This window comes from Streptomyces sp. NPDC019937, from assembly GCF_040631655.1.
In the GTDB taxonomy this organism is placed as follows: domain Bacteria; phylum Actinomycetota; class Actinomycetes; order Streptomycetales; family Streptomycetaceae; genus Streptomyces.
In genome coordinates this window covers 167,064-183,264 of record NZ_JBEYAL010000011.1, presented here as the reverse complement: position 1 = coordinate 183,264, position 16,201 = coordinate 167,064, and the positions used below count along the sequence as shown (strand labels likewise).

Genomic DNA, 16,201 nt, shown 5'->3' with positions numbered 1-16,201 from the left:
GTGCAACCGCTGCTGATCGCCCTCGCCGCCGCGTACGGCGCCGCCGCCGGGCTGCTGGTGCCGCGTCCGCTGTACCGGCTGGCGGTCGAGCCCGAGGAGCCGTGGCGCGCGGACTGCCCGCGCGGGCACGCGCTCACCGGCCCGGCCCGCGGCTGGCTGGGCCCCGCCCGCTGCCCCCGGTGCGGGGACGGCGGGCGGCGGTACGGCCCGGGGCCGGCGCTGCCCGCCCTGCTCACCGCGCTGGTGTGCGCGGGCCTGGCGGCGGCCACCGGGGCGCGCCCCGAGCTGGCGGTGTGGCTGCTGCTCGCCCCGCCCGCGGTGCTGCTGGCCGGGGTGGACCGGGCGGTGAACCGGCTGCCGGACGTGCTGACCCTGCCGATGGCGGGCGCCGCGGCGGCGCTGCTCGGCGTCGCCGCGCTGCTGCCGCACAGCGCCGGGTCCTGGCCGCGGGCGCTGCTGGGCGGGGTGGTGCTGGGCGGGGCGTATCTGGTGCTGTTCCTGATCAACCCGCGCGGCATGGGCTTCGGCGACGTCAAACTGGCGCTGACCCTCGGGGTGGCCCTCGGCTGGTACGGCTGGGCCGTGCTCTTCTGGGGCGGGTTCGCCGGGGTGCTGCTGGGGTCGCTGTACGCGATGGCCCTGGTCCTGGCGCGGCGAGCGGGCCGCGGGACGCCGCTGGCGTTCGGCCCGTTCATGATCCTCGGCGCGGGCGCGGGGCTGGTACTGGGGGCGCTCGGCACCGGATGACGCCCCACCCGATCGGCGCCGCGCGCATCCTCACCCCCGCCGATGCATGGACAACCGCTCACGAAGGGTTATGGTGGAAACCCCCCCTCGGGCCGGTCCGTACTCCCCCCCACGGACCGGCCCGCTCTATTACGGGGTCAGCGCGGTGCGCGAGCGACACCCAGCCCACACGGTCCGTCACCCACCGTGACGAAGGCGGGGGTCGCGTAGGGCCCCGTACGTCTGTCCGGTCGTCCGATACCCCGTCCGACCGGCTCGGTTAGCCACCCCCGCCGCCCCGCAGTAGGGTGCTGCCCTTGGGGCGGACAGCCATGGCGAGCCATGCAAAGCACTGAGGGGCTGGAAGACGTGAAACTGCGCGACCTGGTGTACGGGCTCTATGCACGCCGGGTGGAAGGTCGCCTCGACCACGACCAGGTGCCCAAGCACATCGGGGTCATCCTCGACGGCAACCGCCGCTGGGCCCGCGCCTCCGGCGGCACCACCGAGCAGGGTCACCAGGCGGGGGCCAGCAAGATCCGGGAGATGCTGGGCTGGTGCAGTGAGACGGACGTCGAGGTCGTCACGCTGTGGATGCTCTCCACCGACAACCTGGACCGCCCCGAGAAGGAGCTGAAGCCGCTCCTGAACATCATCGAGGGCGCCGTGCGCGACCTGGCCGCCGACGGCCGGTGGCGGGTGCACCACGTCGGGAACCGGGACCTGCTGCCCTCCCGTACCCAGACGGTCCTCAAGGAGGCCGAGCGGGACACGGAGCACATCGACGGCATACTGGTCAACGTCGCCGTCGGCTACGGCGGCCGCCAGGAGATCGCCGACGCGGTGCGCTCGCTGCTCCTCGACCACGCCGCCAAGGGCACGTCGTTCGAGGAGCTGGCCGAGGTCGTCGACATCGACCTCATCGCCGAACACCTGTACACCCGTGGTCAGCCCGATCCGGACCTGGTGATCCGCACCAGCGGCGAGCAGCGGCTGTCGGGCTTCATGCTGTGGCAGAGTGCCCATTCGGAGTATTACTTCTGCGAAGTTTTCTGGCCCGCCTTCCGGAAGGTCGACTTCCTCCGCGCCCTGCGTGACTACGCGGCGCGGCACCGCCGCTACGGCAACTGATCGCCTTATCCCACAAAGCAGTTCACCGGCCGGGGCCGGACGCGAGACGGCGTCCGGCCCCGGCCGCCGTTTGGCACGCTCGTTCCACAACGTTCATGTACGGGCCGTCATATGCCGTTGCATGGCCGCGCACCTTCGAGGGAATATCCCTTCCAGGTCGACGCCCTGTTCCACTGTCCAGTGGGTGTCGAACTGCCAGCGGACGGCATCGGGCCGTTCGCCCGGGAGGCCCTTTGCACACGGACGACTGTGCGGATCGTGCGTATGACGCGGAGGGCCGGCGCTCGGCCCGTTCCGTGGAGCCTGAGCCCGGTCCGCTCCCCGTCTACGACGGGGACACCTCACTCCCGCGACGCCGTCGCACCCCAACCTCTCCCGAGGGGGTTCGTCCACCCGTGGTGACCAGCAAGAAACGCCGCGAGCACGACCGGCGCACCTATGTCCTCGACACCAGCGTCCTGCTTGCCGACCCAGGCGCCATGGCCCGTTTCGACGAGCACGAAGTCGTGCTGCCGGTCGTCGTGGTCACGGAGCTGGAGGCCAAGCGGCACCATCCGGAACTGGGGTATTTCGCCCGGCAGGCACTGCGCCTGCTGGACGAGTACCGCATCCGGTACGGCCGTCTGGACGCTCCGATTCCGATCGGCGACCTGGGCGGCACCCTGCGCGTCGAGCTCAACCACTCCGACCCGGGAATCCTCCCCGCGGCCTTCCTGACCCACGGGGGCCGGGTGGGGGACAACGACGCGCGGATCCTCGCCGTCGCCCGGAACCTGCAGGCCGAGGGGTACGACGTCACCGTCGTCTCGAAGGATCTGCCCCTGCGCATCAAGGCGTCCTCGGTGGGGCTGCTCGCCGAGGAGTACCGCGCGGAGCTGGCGATCACCGACTCGGGCTGGACGGGGATGGCGGAGCTGGCCGTCTCCGCCGAGCAGGTGGACGACCTGTTCGCCGCCGAGACCGCGTACATCCCCGAGGCGGCCGAACTGCCCGTGCACACCGGACTGGTCCTCCAGTCCGAGCGCGGCAAGGCGCTGGGCCGGGTCACCCCGGACGGGCAGGTGCGGGTGGTGCGCGGCGACCGGGAGGCGTTCGGCATCCACGGGCGCAGCGCGGAGCAGCGCATCGCGCTGGATCTGCTGCTGGATCCCGAGGTGGGGATCCTGTCGATGGGCGGCCGGGCCGGTACGGGCAAGTCGGCGCTCGCGCTGTGCGCGGGCCTGGAGGCGGTCCTGGAGCGGCGGCAGCACCGCAAGGTGATGATCTTCCGTCCGCTGTACGCGGTGGGCGGTCAGGAGTTGGGCTATCTGCCCGGCAGCGAGGCCGAGAAGATGAGCCCGTGGGCTCAGGCGGTCTTCGACACGCTGTCCGCGGTGACCAGTTCCGAGGTGATCGAGGAGGTGGTGGAGCGCGGCATGCTGGAGGTGCTTCCGCTCACCCACATCCGCGGCCGGTCGCTGCACGACGCCTTTGTGATCGTCGACGAGGCGCAGTCGCTCGAACGGAACGTCCTGCTGACCGTTCTGTCCCGAATCGGCGCCAACTCCCGCGTGGTGCTCACCCATGACGTGGGGCAGCGCGACAACCTCCGCGTCGGGCGGTACGACGGGGTGGTGGCGGTCGTGGAGAAGCTGAAGGGGCATCCGCTCTTCGCGCACATCACCCTCAACCGCTCGGAGCGATCGCCGATCGCGGCCCTGGTGACCGAAATGCTGGAGGACGGCCACATCTGAGCCGGTTGAATCCGGTACGTCGGCAAACGCGCCGCACGGAAAGGCCAAAGAGCCTAACTGTGCGGCGCGTTCACGCGCGTGGATTTCCAGAAACCCTAGGGTGTAAACGGGGTGTGAGCTTTCGCACCTCCCGGGGAATTGCCTTCCGGCATCCGTGTCCGGCAGTGTGTGGGTTCTGTCAGGCCCCGCATACGGCACACCAGTACCCCCAGCGGTACAGAACCACAGCAGTACCAGAACTGAAGAGAGTTCGCCGTATGCCGCCCGAGCACCTTGCGGCCCTCCCTCGGGAGGACGCACCGGGCCAGCGCCTCCCGTGACCAGCCTTACCCGTCGAGCAGTACCGGGGACGGAACAAGGGGAGGCCAGCGTCAGGGGCACGATTGGCGCCCGCGAGGTCACCTAAGCGGGCGATGCTGGAAGGAAACCGAGTGAGCCGGATTTCGGTCCGGGGATTCGCAGTGGCCTCGGCCACCGCGGTCACCACTGTGGGCGCCGTCGTCGGTGTCGCCGCGGGTGGCGGGCAGCAGCAGAGCCCGTCCGACCCGATCGAGGCGACCGCCGCCGACTCGACGCTCCTTGCGGACATACCCGCCGGCCAGCAGGCCGTGGCGCAGACAGCATCCCTGACGCAGCAGGCGGACGTGCAGTCCACCGCGGCCGACGCGGAGGCTAAGAAGTCCGCTGAGGAGGCGGCCCGCAAGCAGGCAGCCCAGGACGCGAAGGCCAAGAAGGCCGCCGCGGACAAGGCGGCCGCCGAGAAGCTGGCCAAGGAGCGCGAGGCAAAGAAGAAGCAGGAGATCGCGAGCCGTTCGGCGACGCGTGACTCCGGCGCCTTCCCGGTCAAGGCCTCGTACTCCATCGCCGACGTCCAGGCCATGGCCCGGCAGATGGTTCCGGGCGACCAGTTCCAGTGCTTCAGCAACATCGTGGACCACGAGAGCGGCTGGAACTACCAGGCCACCAACCCGTCCTCGGGTTCGTACGGTCTGGTGCAGGCGCTGCCCGCGTCCAAGATGGCCTCGGCCGGTGCCGACTGGAAGACCAACCCGGCCACGCAGATCAAGTGGGGCCTGGGCTACATGAACGACCGCTACGGCAGCCCGTGTGAGGCCTGGTCGTTCTGGCAGGCCAACAACTACTACTGACCGGTCCGGGCCTTCCGGCCGCTCGGTAACAGAGCTTCGCGAAACCCCCGTCCGCCAGGTCGGGGGTTTCGCGCGTCCGGAGCCGGTAACGTCATGCCGACGACCACGGGGGAACCGGGGGTAGGGAAAGCTGAATGTCCAGATTGCCAGAGTGGGTCGGCAGGTTGGGGGCCGGTCTGACGCGGCTCGCCGCACGGCTCGAACACGAGGAGGCCGCGGCACGGGGTGAGGAGGGCGGCGGCGCGGGCGCCGGCCGGCCGCCCGGGCCCGCCGGGGGCCCGGAGCCGTCACCGCACCGCCCGGAGCCGCCGTGGGAGCCGCATGCCCCCGGCGAGGCGCACACCCCTGGCGAACCGCACGCGCCCGGCGAGCCGCAACCGCGGGAGCCCCACGAGCCGCCGCGTGAAGGGCACGCGCCGGACGAGCCGCAGGAGCCGTCCGAGGTGCCCAGCGTGCCCGCCCCGCCCGCCTACGCCCCCGCCGTCGCCCCCCGTCCCAAACCGGCCGAGGCCGTCCCCTGGGGCGTGCGCGTCGCGGCCGAAGCCGGATGGCGGCTGCTGGTGCTGGCCGGGACGCTCTATGTGCTGATGCAGGTCATCAGCTCCATCCAGCTGGTCGTGTTCTCCTTCACCATCGCCCTGCTCATCACGGCCCTGCTGGAGCCCACCGTCACCCGGCTGCGCAACCGGGGTGTCCCGCGCGGGCTCGCCACGACCATCACCTTCATCGGCGGCTTCATCGTCATGGGGCTGGTCGTGTGGTTCGTGGTGTGGCAGGTCATGGAGAACGTCGGCGAGCTGTCCGACAAGCTCCAGGCCGGTATCGACGATCTGCGGCGCTGGCTGCTGCACAGCCCGTTCCACGTGACGGAGAAGCAGATCAACCACGTCGCCAAGAGCCTGCGCGAGGCCGTCGGCTCCAACACCGAGGAGATCACCTCGGCCGGGCTCGAAGGCGTCACGGTCGTCGTGGAGGTGCTGACCGGCATCCTGCTGACCATGTTCAGCACGCTGTTCCTGCTGTACGACGGACCGCGGATCTGGGGCTGGACGCTGGGGCTCGTCCCGGCGGCGGCCCGGCCGGGCGTGGCGGGCGCGGGTCCGCGCGCCTGGGCCACGCTGACCGCCTATGTGCGCGGCACGGTGATCGTGGCCCTCATCGACGCGATCTTCATCGGCGTGGGGCTGTTCTTCCTCGACGTGCCCATGGCCGTGCCGCTCGCCGTCTTCATCTTCCTCTTCGCCTTCATCCCGCTGGTGGGCGCGGTGGTCTCCGGCGCCCTCGCCGTCATGGTGGCGCTGGTCACCCAGGGCGTCTTCACGGGGGCGATGGTGCTGGTGGTGGTGCTGGCGGTGCAGCAGATCGAGGGCCATGTGCTGCAGCCGTTCATCCTCGGCCGCGCGGTGCGGGTCCACCCGCTCGCCGTGGTGCTCTCGGTCGCGGGCGGCTCGCTGATCGGTGGCATCGGCGGCGCGGTGGTGGCCGTACCGCTGGTGGCGGTCGTCAACACGGTGGTCGGCTATCTGCGCGCGCACAGCAGCGAGAGGGCCCTGCGCGCCGCCGGCCCGCGCCCGCACGGCGCCACCGTCGTCTCCACTGCGCCGGTGCGGCGCCCGGGTGAGGACGGCGGGTAACTCCCGTGGCCACGAACGCGAAGGGGCGCCCCACCGGATCGGTGGGGCGCCCCTTCGCGTGTCGGTGGCGCGGCCGTCAGCCGTCAGGCGTTGGCGGCCAGGACGCCCTCGGCGTCCAGGGTGGCGCCGACCGCCTGCAGCACTGCGGCGATCTTGAAGGCTTCCTGGACCGTCTCGCGGTCCACGCCCGCCTTGCGGAGCACCTGCTCGTGCGAGTCCAGGCACATGCCGCAGCCGTTGATCGCGGAGACCGCGAGCGACCACAGCTCGAAGTCGGTCTTGTCCACGCCCGGGTTGCCGATGACGTTCATCCGCAGACCCGCGCGCAGGTTGCCGTACTCCGGGTCGGACAGCAGGTGCCGGGTCCGGTAGTACACGTTGTTCATCGCCATGATGGCGGCCGCCGACTTGGCGGCGGTGTACGCCTCGGGCGACAGGTTGGCCTTGGCCTCCGGCTCCAGCTCGGTCAGCACCCGCGGCGAGCGCGAGGCGATCGCGCAGGCCAGCACGGTGCCCCACAGCTGCTGCTGCGGAAGCTCGGAGTTGCCGATCACCGAACCGAGGTTCAGCTTCAGGTCCTTGGCGTAGTCCGGCAGGGCGGACTTCAGGGCGTCGAGTGCCATGTCAGTTCACCTCACTCGCCGGAGAGGAGCGCGACCGGGTCGAGGGTGTCCTCGCCCTTGCTCCAGTTGCACGGGCACAGCTCGTCGGTCTGCAGGGCGTCGAGCACCCGCAGGACCTCCTTGGGGTTACGGCCCACGGAACCGGCCGTCACCATGGTGAACTGGATCTCGTTGTTCTGGTCCACGATGAAGACGGCGCGCTGCGCGAAGCCGTCCTCGCCCTCGATGCCCAGGTCGCGCATCAGCTCGTGCTTGGAGTCCGCCATCATCGGGAAGGGCAGGTCACGCAGGTCGGCGTGGTCCTTGCGCCAGGCGTGGTGGACGAACTCGGAGTCGCCGGAGAAGCCCAGGATCTGGGCGTCACGGTCCGCGAACTCCTCGTTCAGCTTGCCGAAGGCCGCGATCTCGGTCGGGCACACGAAGGTGAAGTCCTTGGGCCATGCGAAAACGATCTTCCACTTGCCCTCGTAGGTCTTGTGGTTGATCTGCTCGAACTCCTGCCCGCTCTCCAGCGAGACGCAGGCGGTCAGGTCGAACTCGGGGAACTTGTCACCGACAGTGAGCACGTTTCTCCTTGCAGCTTTCGCGTGGGAGGGACCCTTTGTGGGGGTTTCCCGGGGTTGGACGATCTCTACCCTGGCACACTCCACATTGATCAGTGAAATAGCTAGACTCGCTGAAGTTGATTGGAGGTGGCTATCAGTGGCCGCGACAGTGACCCCGCCCGGAAAGCCGCGGCAGCCGAGCTTGTCCCAGCTCAAGGCGTTCGCCGCGGTCGCCGAGCATCTGCACTTCCGGGATGCGGCGGCCGCCATCGGGATGAGCCAGCCCGCTCTTTCGGGCGCCGTCGCCACCCTGGAGGACACGCTCGGAGTTCAGCTGCTCGAGCGTACGACCCGCAAGGTGCTGCTCAGCCCGGCGGGTGAACGGCTGGCCGCGCGCGCACGCTCCGTACTCGCCGAGGTCGGTGCGCTGCTGGAGGAGGCCGATGCGGCGCGGGCGCCGTTCACCGGGGTGCTGCGGCTCGGGGTGATCCCGACGGTGGCGCCGTATCTGCTGCCGACCGTGCTGCGGCTGGTGCGCGAGCAGTATCCGCGCCTGGACCTCCAGGTGCACGAGGAGCAGACCGCCTCGCTGCTGGACGGGCTCGCCCAGGGGCGGCTGGACCTGCTGCTGCTCGCGGTCCCCCTCGGCGCCCCGGGGGTGGTGGAACTGCCGCTGTTCGACGAGGACTTCGTCCTGGTCACGCCGCGGGACCACTGGCTGGGCGGGCGTACGGACATACCGCGCGAGGCGCTGGGCGAACTGGATCTGCTGCTGCTGGACGAGGGCCACTGCCTGCGCGACCAGGCCCTGGACATCTGCCGCGAGGCCGGCCGCACCGACGGCGCCCCGGTGACCACGACCGCCGCCGGGCTCTCCACACTGGTGCAACTCGTCGGCGGCGGGCTCGGGGTGACGCTCCTGCCGCGTACCGCGCTACGGGTCGAGACCGGCCGCAACGACGAGCTGGCCACCGGCGACTTCGCCGACCCGGCCCCCACCCGCCGCATCGCCCTGGCCATGCGGGCCGGGGCCGCGCGGGCGGAGGAGTTCGAGGCCCTGGCCGCCACGCTCCGCGAGGCGGTGCGGCCGCTGCCGGTGCGCGTCGCGTGCTGACGCGCCGCCGCGGCGGGGGTTCCTCCTCCCCGCCGCGACGGCGTGTTCTTCCCGGCGTACGGGGCTACTCGGTCCGCAGGCCCTCCGGGCGCATCATGCGCCACAGCGGCGGCAGGCTGACCAGGGTCACCAGCAGGATGACCCCCGCGCCGATGCCGGTCATCGCGGCGAGCCCGGACCAGTCCACGACGATCCCCTGACCGACCATCTTCAGCAGCAGCACGCCCAGCGCCAGCCCGCCCGCGATCGACAGCGCGAGACCCAGCACCACCGGTACCGCGGTCTGCCACAGGATGGACCAGCTCAGCGTGGTGCGCCGGGTGCCGAAGGCGACCAGGACCGACAGCAGCCGCTTGCGGTCCCGCAGTTGCTCCAGAGTGGTCACGATCATGCTGGCGCCGATGAGCAGCAGCGTCGCGGAGGCGCCGATGAACAGGGCGTTGCGGATCGTCTGGAACTCGGACGTCTGCGAGGTGCTGCTGAGCTGTATCACGTCCAGCGCCGGGCCGATCCCCGCACTGGCGTTGCGCACGTACTCGGCGGCGTCCGGCACCTTCGGGTCCAGCCGGATCATCGCCTGCGCCTGGGCGTCCGGCAGGTCGGCGATGTCGAAGGCGCCGGGGGTGGCGAGGATGCCGCGGGCCGTGGCGCCGGTCGGGTCCTTCCTGGGCTTCACCTTCGTGGCCGAACCGGGGATCGTCCACGGCTTCTTCTGGTCGGGCGAGGGCAGGTGGTCGTCGCGGAAGGTCAGACCGACCTGTGCGCCCGGCTTCACGAAGCGGTCTTCGGGCGCCAGGTAGCTGTCGTCGCCGTCGATGACGAAGACGTCGCCGTCCCGGCAGCTGGTGATGCGGGCCACCTCGCGCAGCGCGGGGCAGTCGGCGACGGTGAGGGAGTCGGTCGGGATGTCCGCCGGATCCTTCTTCTTGCTGCGCGCGTCGGAGACCATGTCCAGGGTGATGCCGAGCACGCTGCGCACGCCCTTGGTCGCGCGGAGCCGCGCGAAGGCGTCGTTGGCCTGGGCGCCGTTGTCCACCTTGGCGTTCAGGATCAGCTCGGCGCGGTTCGGGTCCTGGCCGGTCTCCTCGGTGCTCTGGGCCTCCACGCTGGCGAAGAGCATCTGGAGCGCGATGGCCCCGGCGACCGCCACCGTGATGCCGCTGACCGCGCGCGCCGCGGTGCCGCTGCTGAGCTGGAGCCGGCGGGTGGCGAGCTGCCAGGGCACCGGGCCCTTGCCGAAGCGTTCCACCACGGCCTCGACCAGCCAGGGCAGCAGCGCGGTGAGGCCGATGAGCAGCAGCACGGCACCGGCCGCGGCCTGGTAGATCCGGAGGTCGCCGCCCGAGCTGTCCGCCCCGAAGCCGCCCGCGAGCGGCAGCAGCAGCCCGATGCCGAGGACCGGCAGCGCCAGCCGCCACCACAACCGCCGCCGCTTGGGGGTGGCATTCCGTACGACGCCCAGCGGCTCGATGGCGATGGCGCGCAGGGCGATGAGCGTGACGGCGACGGCCGACGCGGGCACGATCACCGCGATCGCCAGGGCGAGCGGGAGGGCGGGCGTGATGTCGGAGGTGTAGAAGCTGAGGTTCCCCAGCGACGCACCGCCGACGGATTCCCGCAGCAGGAGGAAGAGCGCGGCGCCGACCGCGAGCCCGAGGACCGAGCCGAAGAGCGACTCACCCGCGGCGATCCGCCGCGTCATCTGGGTGTCGGCGCCGACCAGCCGCAGCGCGGCCAGCCGTCGGTCGCGCCGCTCGCCGCCGAAGCGGGCCGCGGTGGCGATGAAGATGAGCACCGGCAGCAGCAGCACCACACAGCCCACGACGACCAGCAGCACCAGCGCGGGGTCCAGTTCGTCCCCGCTGGTGTCCGTGGCCCCCCAGCGCTCGATGCGGTAGTCGGAGGTGACGTGGTCGAACTGCTTCTGGGTGATGCCCGCGTAGTAGCGGAGTTCGGTGGGCCCGGACAGCCCGCTGTCGCCGATCACACCCGCGGTGCGGTAAGGGAAGCGGTCCCGGAGCAGCTTGCCCTCGTCGGAGTCGAGCAGCTTCTTCAGCGCGGGCGAGACCCACATCTCCCCGGCGGCCGGAACGCCGCTGATGCCCGGGGGGTGGGGCGGACGGTCGCCGTCGGGCGCCATCACCATGCCCTGGATGTCCTCGTCGCGGAAGTCGGTGTTCGCCTGGGCGAGGCGGATCGTGCCCGGTCCGGCCTTCGGCTCCTCCCCGAAGCCGAAGGCGGCGATGGCGTTGGTCCGCTCGTTGCGCGCGGAGTCCATGCTGGGCACGGAGGCGGCGAACAGCAGCAGCGTGACGCCGAGGCCGACCCCGACCGCCGTCATGATCGTCCGGGCCCAGCTCTCCCGTCCGCCGTTCACCGCGAACCGGGCGCCCATGGCGAGGTCCGCGGCCCAGCGGGCGACGCCGACGCGGCGCGGCGGCACGGGAGCGGGGGTGGGGGCGGGCGACTGGGGCGGTACGGCCGTCAGGGTCGCCCGGCCGGTGTGGCCCTCGTCGGCGCCGGTGTGGCCGTCGGCACCGTTGGGGCCCTCGTGGCGGCCGCTCATCGGATGCCCGCCATGTCCCGCGCCTTGCCGTCGCGCACGACGACCTCGCGGTCGGAGTACGCGGCGACCCGCGCCTCATGGGTGACCAGGACGACCGCCGTACGGGTCTCCCGGGCCGCCTCGGTCAGCAGCTCCATCACCCGCTCCCCGTTGAGGGAGTCCAGCGCGCCGGTCGGCTCGTCGGCGAACAGCACCCGCGGCCCGGTGACCAGCGAACGGGCGACCGCGACGCGCTGCCCCTGACCGCCGGAGACCTCGCCGGGCCGCTTGGCCGCCACATCGGCGACCTCCAGCCGCTCCATCCAGGACAGCGCCCGGGCCTCGGCCTCCTTGCGCTTGACCCCGTTCAGCCGCAGCGGCAGCGCGACGTTCTCCACACTCGTCAGCTCGGGGACGAGCTGGCCGAACTGGAAGACGAAGCCGAACTCGCCGCGGCGCAGGCTGCTGCGCTCGCCGTCCGACATGGCGGACAGCTCACGCCCGCTGTAGTGGACCGAACCGGAGTCCGGCCGGACGATCCCGGCCAGGCAGTGCAGCAGCGTCGACTTGCCGGAGCCGGAGGGGCCCATCACGGCGACGACCTCGCCGGGGTGGATGGAGAAGTCCGCGCCGTCCAGCGCGGGGGTGGGGCCGTACGACTTGTGCAGGCCGTCGGCTATCAGCAGGGATCCCGCCGGAGTCATGAACGCACCGCCTTGGCGAGTGGGGCGAGGCGGGCCGCGGTGAGCTCAAGCCAGCGCAGATCGGCCTCGAGGTGGAAGAGGGCGTGGTCGCAGATGAGTTGGTCGCTCAGGTCGCCGCCGCGCTTGCGCTGCGTCAGCTCGCGCATCAGCCGCAGATGCTCCGCGCGCTGGACGTCGAGCAGATCGGCGGCGTCGCGCCCGGTGAGCAGCGCGAGGACGACCTTGGTGTAGAGGACCGACTGGAGGTACGGCTCGGGCTTCTCGGGCTGCGCGAGCCAGTGCTCCACATCGGTGATGCCCGCGTCGGTGATCGCGTAGCGCTTGCGCTCGGGACCGCCCGCGTGCTCGATGCCGTCGACCTCGACGAGTCCGTTCTTCAGGAGCCGGGACATGGTCGAGTAGACCTGTCCGTAGTGCAGCGGGCGGTCGTGCCCGAACTTCTCGTCGAAGGCGCGCTTGAGGTCGTAGCCGTGTCGTGGACCGGACTCCAGAAGTCCGAGCAGGGTGTGGCCGATTGACATGCGCGGCACTCTACACGATGCGTATACATCGTGTGTATAGATGCCGTGAGTAGTGTGTCTTCGCAGGTCAGGCGCTTGCCGCGGGTTACGGTGCGGTCCGGCCCCCGGATTCGCCGTCCTCGGCCCCGTCCCCGCCCGCCGCGCGCGGCGGGCGGCCGCGGCGGGGGATCGGGCGGGCCGTGCCGGGCAGCCGGCCCGCGTCGAAAAGCGCCTTGCGCAGCAGGAACTCGATCTGCGCGTTGGTGCTGCGCAGTTCCTCGCCCGCCCACCGGGCGAGGGCGTCGTACACCGCGGGGTCGAGCCGCAGCAGCGTCTGCTTGCGCTGCCGCCGCGGCTGCCGGCCGGCCGCGCCCTCCTCTTGTCGCTCCGTCACTGGTAGAGCGTGCCGGTGTTGAGGACGGGCTGCGGGGCGCGGTCCCCGCACAGCACCACCATCAGATTGCTGACCATCGCCGCCTTGCGCTCCTCGTCCAGCTCCACGATCTGCTCTTCGGTGATACGGGCCAGCGCCGCCTCGACCATGCCGACCGCGCCGTCCACGATCTGCCGCCGGGCGGCGACCACCGCGCCCGCCTGCTGCCGCTGGAGCATCGCGGAGGCGATCTCCGGGGCGTACGCGAGGTGGGTGAAGCGCGACTCGATGATGCGCACCCCGGCCGCCTCGACCCGGGCGTGCAGCTCGACCGCGAGCTTCTCGGTGATCTCCTCGGCGTTGCCGCGCAGCGACAGGCCGTCCTCGTCATGGGCGTCGTACGGGTACTCGATGGCGATGTGGCGCACGGCCGCCTCGGTCTGGGTGGCGACGAACTCCAGGAAGTCGTCCACCTCGAACATCGCCTGCGCGGTGTCCTCGACCTTCCAGACCACGACGGCGGCCAGCTCGATCGGGTTGCCGTAGGCGTCGTTGACCTTGAGCACCGCGGTCTCGTGGTTGCGCACCCGGGTGGAGATCTTCTCCCGGCTGGTCAGCGGGTTGACCCAGCGCAGTCCGTCGGTGCGGATGGTGCCGCGGTAGCGGCCGAAGAGCTGGACGACCCGGGCCTCGCCCGGCGCGACCATGTTCAGCCCGCACATGGTGATGATCGCGGTGAGGATCACCACGATCCCGGCGACGATCAGCACCGTGGATCCGGCGCCCTTGTGGTCGGCGGCGACGGCGGCCCCGGCGAGGATCAGCCCGACCCCGGCGACCAGCCCGGCCAGGCCCAGCAGCAGGGCGAGGCCGCCGCTGATGTTCTGGGCGGGCCGCTCCCGTACCTGTGGCTCCGGGATGGCCGGTATGTCGGCGGTGGGGGTGGTGGTGTCGGTCATGGGGGCCCCGTTTCTGCTTCGTGGATGTCTAGCAAAGTGATAACACATTTATGTCCCCGTGCAACCCCCGGCCGTACTGGACCGTCAGTTCCCGTGAGAGACGTGCTCTTTGTCACGTACGGAAAAAGCTTGATCGATGAGTATTTGCCGGTAGTTGCGGTGCTAGCTTCATGAGCTGGGCTGGGGGGCGGGTATGGACTGGAGCGGCGGGAGAGATGGGTAGAGCGGACGAGCGGCGGGCGCGGCAGAAGGGCGCACGCAGGGCCAAGAAGGCCGCCAAGAAGGGGGGCATACGCCGGTTCTTCACCTGGAAGATGGTGCTGGCCTACTTCGTCGGGCTGGGTGTCCTGGGAGTCGGGGCGTTCTTGATCCTGTACTTCAGCGTGCAGGTGCCTCCCGCCAACGCCGAGGCGCGGGCGGAAGCCAACATCTACAAGTACAGCGACGGCTCGATCATGGCGAAGGAGGGTGCGGTCAACCGCGAGTCGGTGCCGCTGTCCAAGATCCCCAAGAAGGTGCAGCACACCTTCGTCGCCGCCGAGAACAAGGACTTCTACACCGACTCCGGTGTGTCCTTCTCCGGCACCGCGCGCGGTCTGATCAACACCGCCCTCGGCCGGGGCAAGCAGGGTGGCTCGACCATCACCCAGCAGTTCGTCAAGAACTACTACCTCAGCCAGGAGCAGACGGTCAGCCGTAAGCTCAAGGAGCTGGTGATCTCCCTCAAGGTCGACCAGGACAAGTCCAAGGACTACATCCTCCAGGGCTACATCAACACCAGCTACTACGGCCGCGGCGCCTACGGCATCCAGGCCGCCGCCCGCGCGTACTACAACAAGGACGTCGACAAGCTGACGGTCGCGCAGGGCGCCTATCTCGCGGCCCTGCTCCAGGCCCCCAGCCAGTACGACTATTCAACGGCGGGTCCCAACGGCAAGAAGCTGGTCGTGGCCCGCTGGAACTACATCCTCAACAACATGGTCGAGAAGGACTGGCTGTCCAAGAGCGAGCGTGACGGGCTGACGTTCGACAAGCCCATCGCGGCCCGCCCCATCCCCGGGCTCGACGGCCAGACCGGCTACGTCATCGAGGCGGCCAAGAAGGAGCTGTACAAGGCGGGGGTCAGCGAGAACGAGTTCCAGGCCGGCGGCTGGACGGTCACCCTCAACATCGACAAGAAGAAGCAGAAGGCGCTGGAGAAGGCGGTCCGCACCGAGCTGACGGACAAGCTGGACCCGAAGGAGCGCCAGGTCGACAAGGACGCCCAGGTCGGCGCCGTCTCGGTGGACCCCAAGACCGGTGGCATCGTGGCGATGTACGGCGGCGCGGGCTACACCGAGCACTACACCAACAACGCGACCCGCTCCGACTACCAGCCCGCCTCCACCTTCAAGCCCCTCATCCTGGCCTCGGCCTACGAGAACGGCTCGACCACCCAGAGCGGCACGCCGATCACGTCCAAGACCCTCTACGACGGCACCAGCAGGCGGCCGGTCAAGGGCAGCGACACCGCCTTCGCCCCGCCGAACGAGGACAACAAGTCCTACGGCCCGATCAACGTCCAGAAGGCGATGAACAAGTCCGTCAACTCCGTCTTCGCGCAGATGGCGGTGGACGTGGGACTGAGCAAGGTCAAGAACACGGCCATGGACCTCGGCATGGTCGGCGACGTGAAGAACGGCTTCGACGTGCGCCCCGCGATGTCGCTGGGCGTGATGGGCGCCAGCCCCAAGGAGATGGCCGGGGTCTACGCGACCCTCGACAACCACGGCAAGAAGGTCACCCCGGCGTTCGTGAAGTCGGCCCAGAAGGGCGAGGACCAGCAGGCCGACCTGCCGGACCCGACCAACGGCCAGGCGATCAGCCGGGGCGCGGCCGACTCCGTCACCCAGGTGCTCACCGGTGTGGTCGACGACGGCACCGGCCAGGCCGTGCGCACCAAGGGCCAGGAGATGGCGGGCAAGACCGGCACCTCGGACGACAACAAGTCCGCCTGGTTCACCGGCTACACCCCCGACCTGGTGACCTCGGTCGGCATGTTCGGCGAGAGGGAGGGCAAGGGCACGCAGGTCTCGCTCAAGGGCACGGCCGGCGGTGGCCGGGTCAACGGTGGTGACTTCCCGGCCAGGATCTGGTCCGCGTACATGGGCAGCACCCTGAACGGCGACTCGACCACGAAGTTCGATCTGGACACCGAGCTGAACAACGTCGCGCCGACGACATCGGCAACGACGGAGGACGAGGAGACCCCGACCACGTCCGCGACGCCCACGGAGGACGAGAGCGCGACCCCGAGCAAGAGCGCGACCCCGGAAGACACGCCCACCGCCCCGACCACGCCCGCGACGCCGTCGACCCCGCCGTCCACGCCGTCGTCTCCGCCGGCGTCGCTGCCCACCGGGCCGATCACCCCGCCGGGCAATGAGGACGGCGGTGGCGACCAGGGGCAGAGCCTGGGCTGACCGC

General features: G+C 70.6%; 14 protein-coding genes. 7 read left to right on the top strand and 7 right to left on the bottom strand.

Annotated elements, in window-relative coordinates; all coding sequences use genetic code 11:
- The 5 genes from ABZ562_RS13945 to ABZ562_RS13925 all read left to right on the top strand — a co-directional run bounded on the left by ABZ562_RS13945 (nucleotide 1) and on the right by ABZ562_RS13925 (nucleotide 6,372).
- A complete protein-coding gene (locus ABZ562_RS13945; RefSeq protein WP_361477847.1) occupies nucleotides 1–747 on the top strand; it encodes an A24 family peptidase in 747 nt (248 codons plus the stop codon).
- A 348-nt stretch (nucleotides 748–1,095) separates the two neighbouring features.
- Entirely contained in the window at nucleotides 1,096–1,857 is a 762-nt protein-coding gene (locus ABZ562_RS13940; RefSeq protein WP_361477995.1) for an isoprenyl transferase, read from the top strand.
- A 395-nt stretch (nucleotides 1,858–2,252) separates the two neighbouring features.
- Entirely contained in the window at nucleotides 2,253–3,590 is a 1,338-nt protein-coding gene (locus tag ABZ562_RS13935) for a PhoH family protein (protein ID WP_055548223.1), read from the top strand.
- A gap of 413 nt (nucleotides 3,591–4,003) precedes the next feature.
- On the top strand, nucleotides 4,004–4,738 hold the full coding sequence (locus ABZ562_RS13930) for a transglycosylase SLT domain-containing protein (RefSeq protein ID WP_361477844.1): 735 nt from the start codon (nucleotides 4,004–4,006) through the stop codon (nucleotides 4,736–4,738).
- Between the two features lie 134 nt (nucleotides 4,739–4,872).
- Nucleotides 4,873–6,372, top strand: coding sequence for an AI-2E family transporter (locus ABZ562_RS13925; protein WP_361477841.1), 1,500 nt, complete (start codon nucleotides 4,873–4,875; stop codon nucleotides 6,370–6,372).
- A gap of 83 nt (nucleotides 6,373–6,455) precedes the next feature.
- Here the strand turns inward: ABZ562_RS13925 and ABZ562_RS13920 are convergent, their stop codons facing one another.
- Nucleotides 6,456–6,995, bottom strand: coding sequence for an alkyl hydroperoxide reductase (locus ABZ562_RS13920; protein WP_361477838.1), 540 nt, complete (start codon nucleotides 6,993–6,995; stop codon nucleotides 6,456–6,458).
- Between the two features lie 11 nt (nucleotides 6,996–7,006).
- Nucleotides 7,007–7,561, bottom strand: a complete 555-nt coding sequence (locus tag ABZ562_RS13915; RefSeq protein ID WP_055548216.1) for a peroxiredoxin — start codon at nucleotides 7,559–7,561, stop codon at nucleotides 7,007–7,009.
- A gap of 136 nt (nucleotides 7,562–7,697) precedes the next feature.
- Between ABZ562_RS13915 and ABZ562_RS13910 the strand changes: the two genes are divergently transcribed.
- Nucleotides 7,698–8,654 carry a LysR substrate-binding domain-containing protein gene (locus ABZ562_RS13910; protein WP_361477834.1) on the top strand — a complete coding sequence of 319 codons (957 nt, stop codon included), beginning with the start codon at nucleotides 7,698–7,700 and terminating at the stop codon, nucleotides 8,652–8,654.
- A gap of 64 nt (nucleotides 8,655–8,718) precedes the next feature.
- Here ABZ562_RS13910 and ABZ562_RS13905 read toward each other — a convergent pair whose 3' ends face one another.
- The 5 genes from ABZ562_RS13905 to ABZ562_RS13885 form a co-directional block, all read right to left on the bottom strand.
- Nucleotides 8,719–11,220, bottom strand: coding sequence for an FtsX-like permease family protein (locus ABZ562_RS13905; RefSeq protein WP_361477831.1), 2,502 nt, complete (start codon nucleotides 11,218–11,220; stop codon nucleotides 8,719–8,721).
- The gene (locus ABZ562_RS13900; RefSeq protein ID WP_361477828.1) at nucleotides 11,217–11,903 is read right to left on the bottom strand and encodes an ABC transporter ATP-binding protein; all 687 of its coding nucleotides are present in this window, start codon (nucleotides 11,901–11,903) and stop codon (nucleotides 11,217–11,219) included. The genes ABZ562_RS13905 and ABZ562_RS13900 overlap by 4 nt, the downstream gene beginning before the upstream one ends.
- Complete coding sequence (locus ABZ562_RS13895; RefSeq protein ID WP_361477825.1) at nucleotides 11,900–12,424, bottom strand: PadR family transcriptional regulator; 525 nt, start codon at nucleotides 12,422–12,424, stop codon at nucleotides 11,900–11,902. The genes ABZ562_RS13900 and ABZ562_RS13895 overlap by 4 nt, the downstream gene beginning before the upstream one ends.
- Nucleotides 12,425–12,509: 85 nt before the next feature.
- A complete protein-coding gene (locus tag ABZ562_RS13890; RefSeq protein WP_361477822.1) occupies nucleotides 12,510–12,797 on the bottom strand; it encodes a hypothetical protein in 288 nt (95 codons plus the stop codon).
- Nucleotides 12,794–13,735, bottom strand: coding sequence for an SPFH domain-containing protein (locus ABZ562_RS13885; protein WP_361477819.1), 942 nt, complete (start codon nucleotides 13,733–13,735; stop codon nucleotides 12,794–12,796). The genes ABZ562_RS13890 and ABZ562_RS13885 overlap by 4 nt, the downstream gene beginning before the upstream one ends.
- Before the next feature lie 215 nt (nucleotides 13,736–13,950).
- On the opposite strand from ABZ562_RS13885, the gene ABZ562_RS13880 reads away from it, so the two are divergent.
- Entirely contained in the window at nucleotides 13,951–16,197 is a 2,247-nt protein-coding gene (locus ABZ562_RS13880; protein ID WP_361477816.1) for a transglycosylase domain-containing protein, read from the top strand.
- The last annotated feature ends 4 nt before the right edge of the window (nucleotides 16,198–16,201 follow it).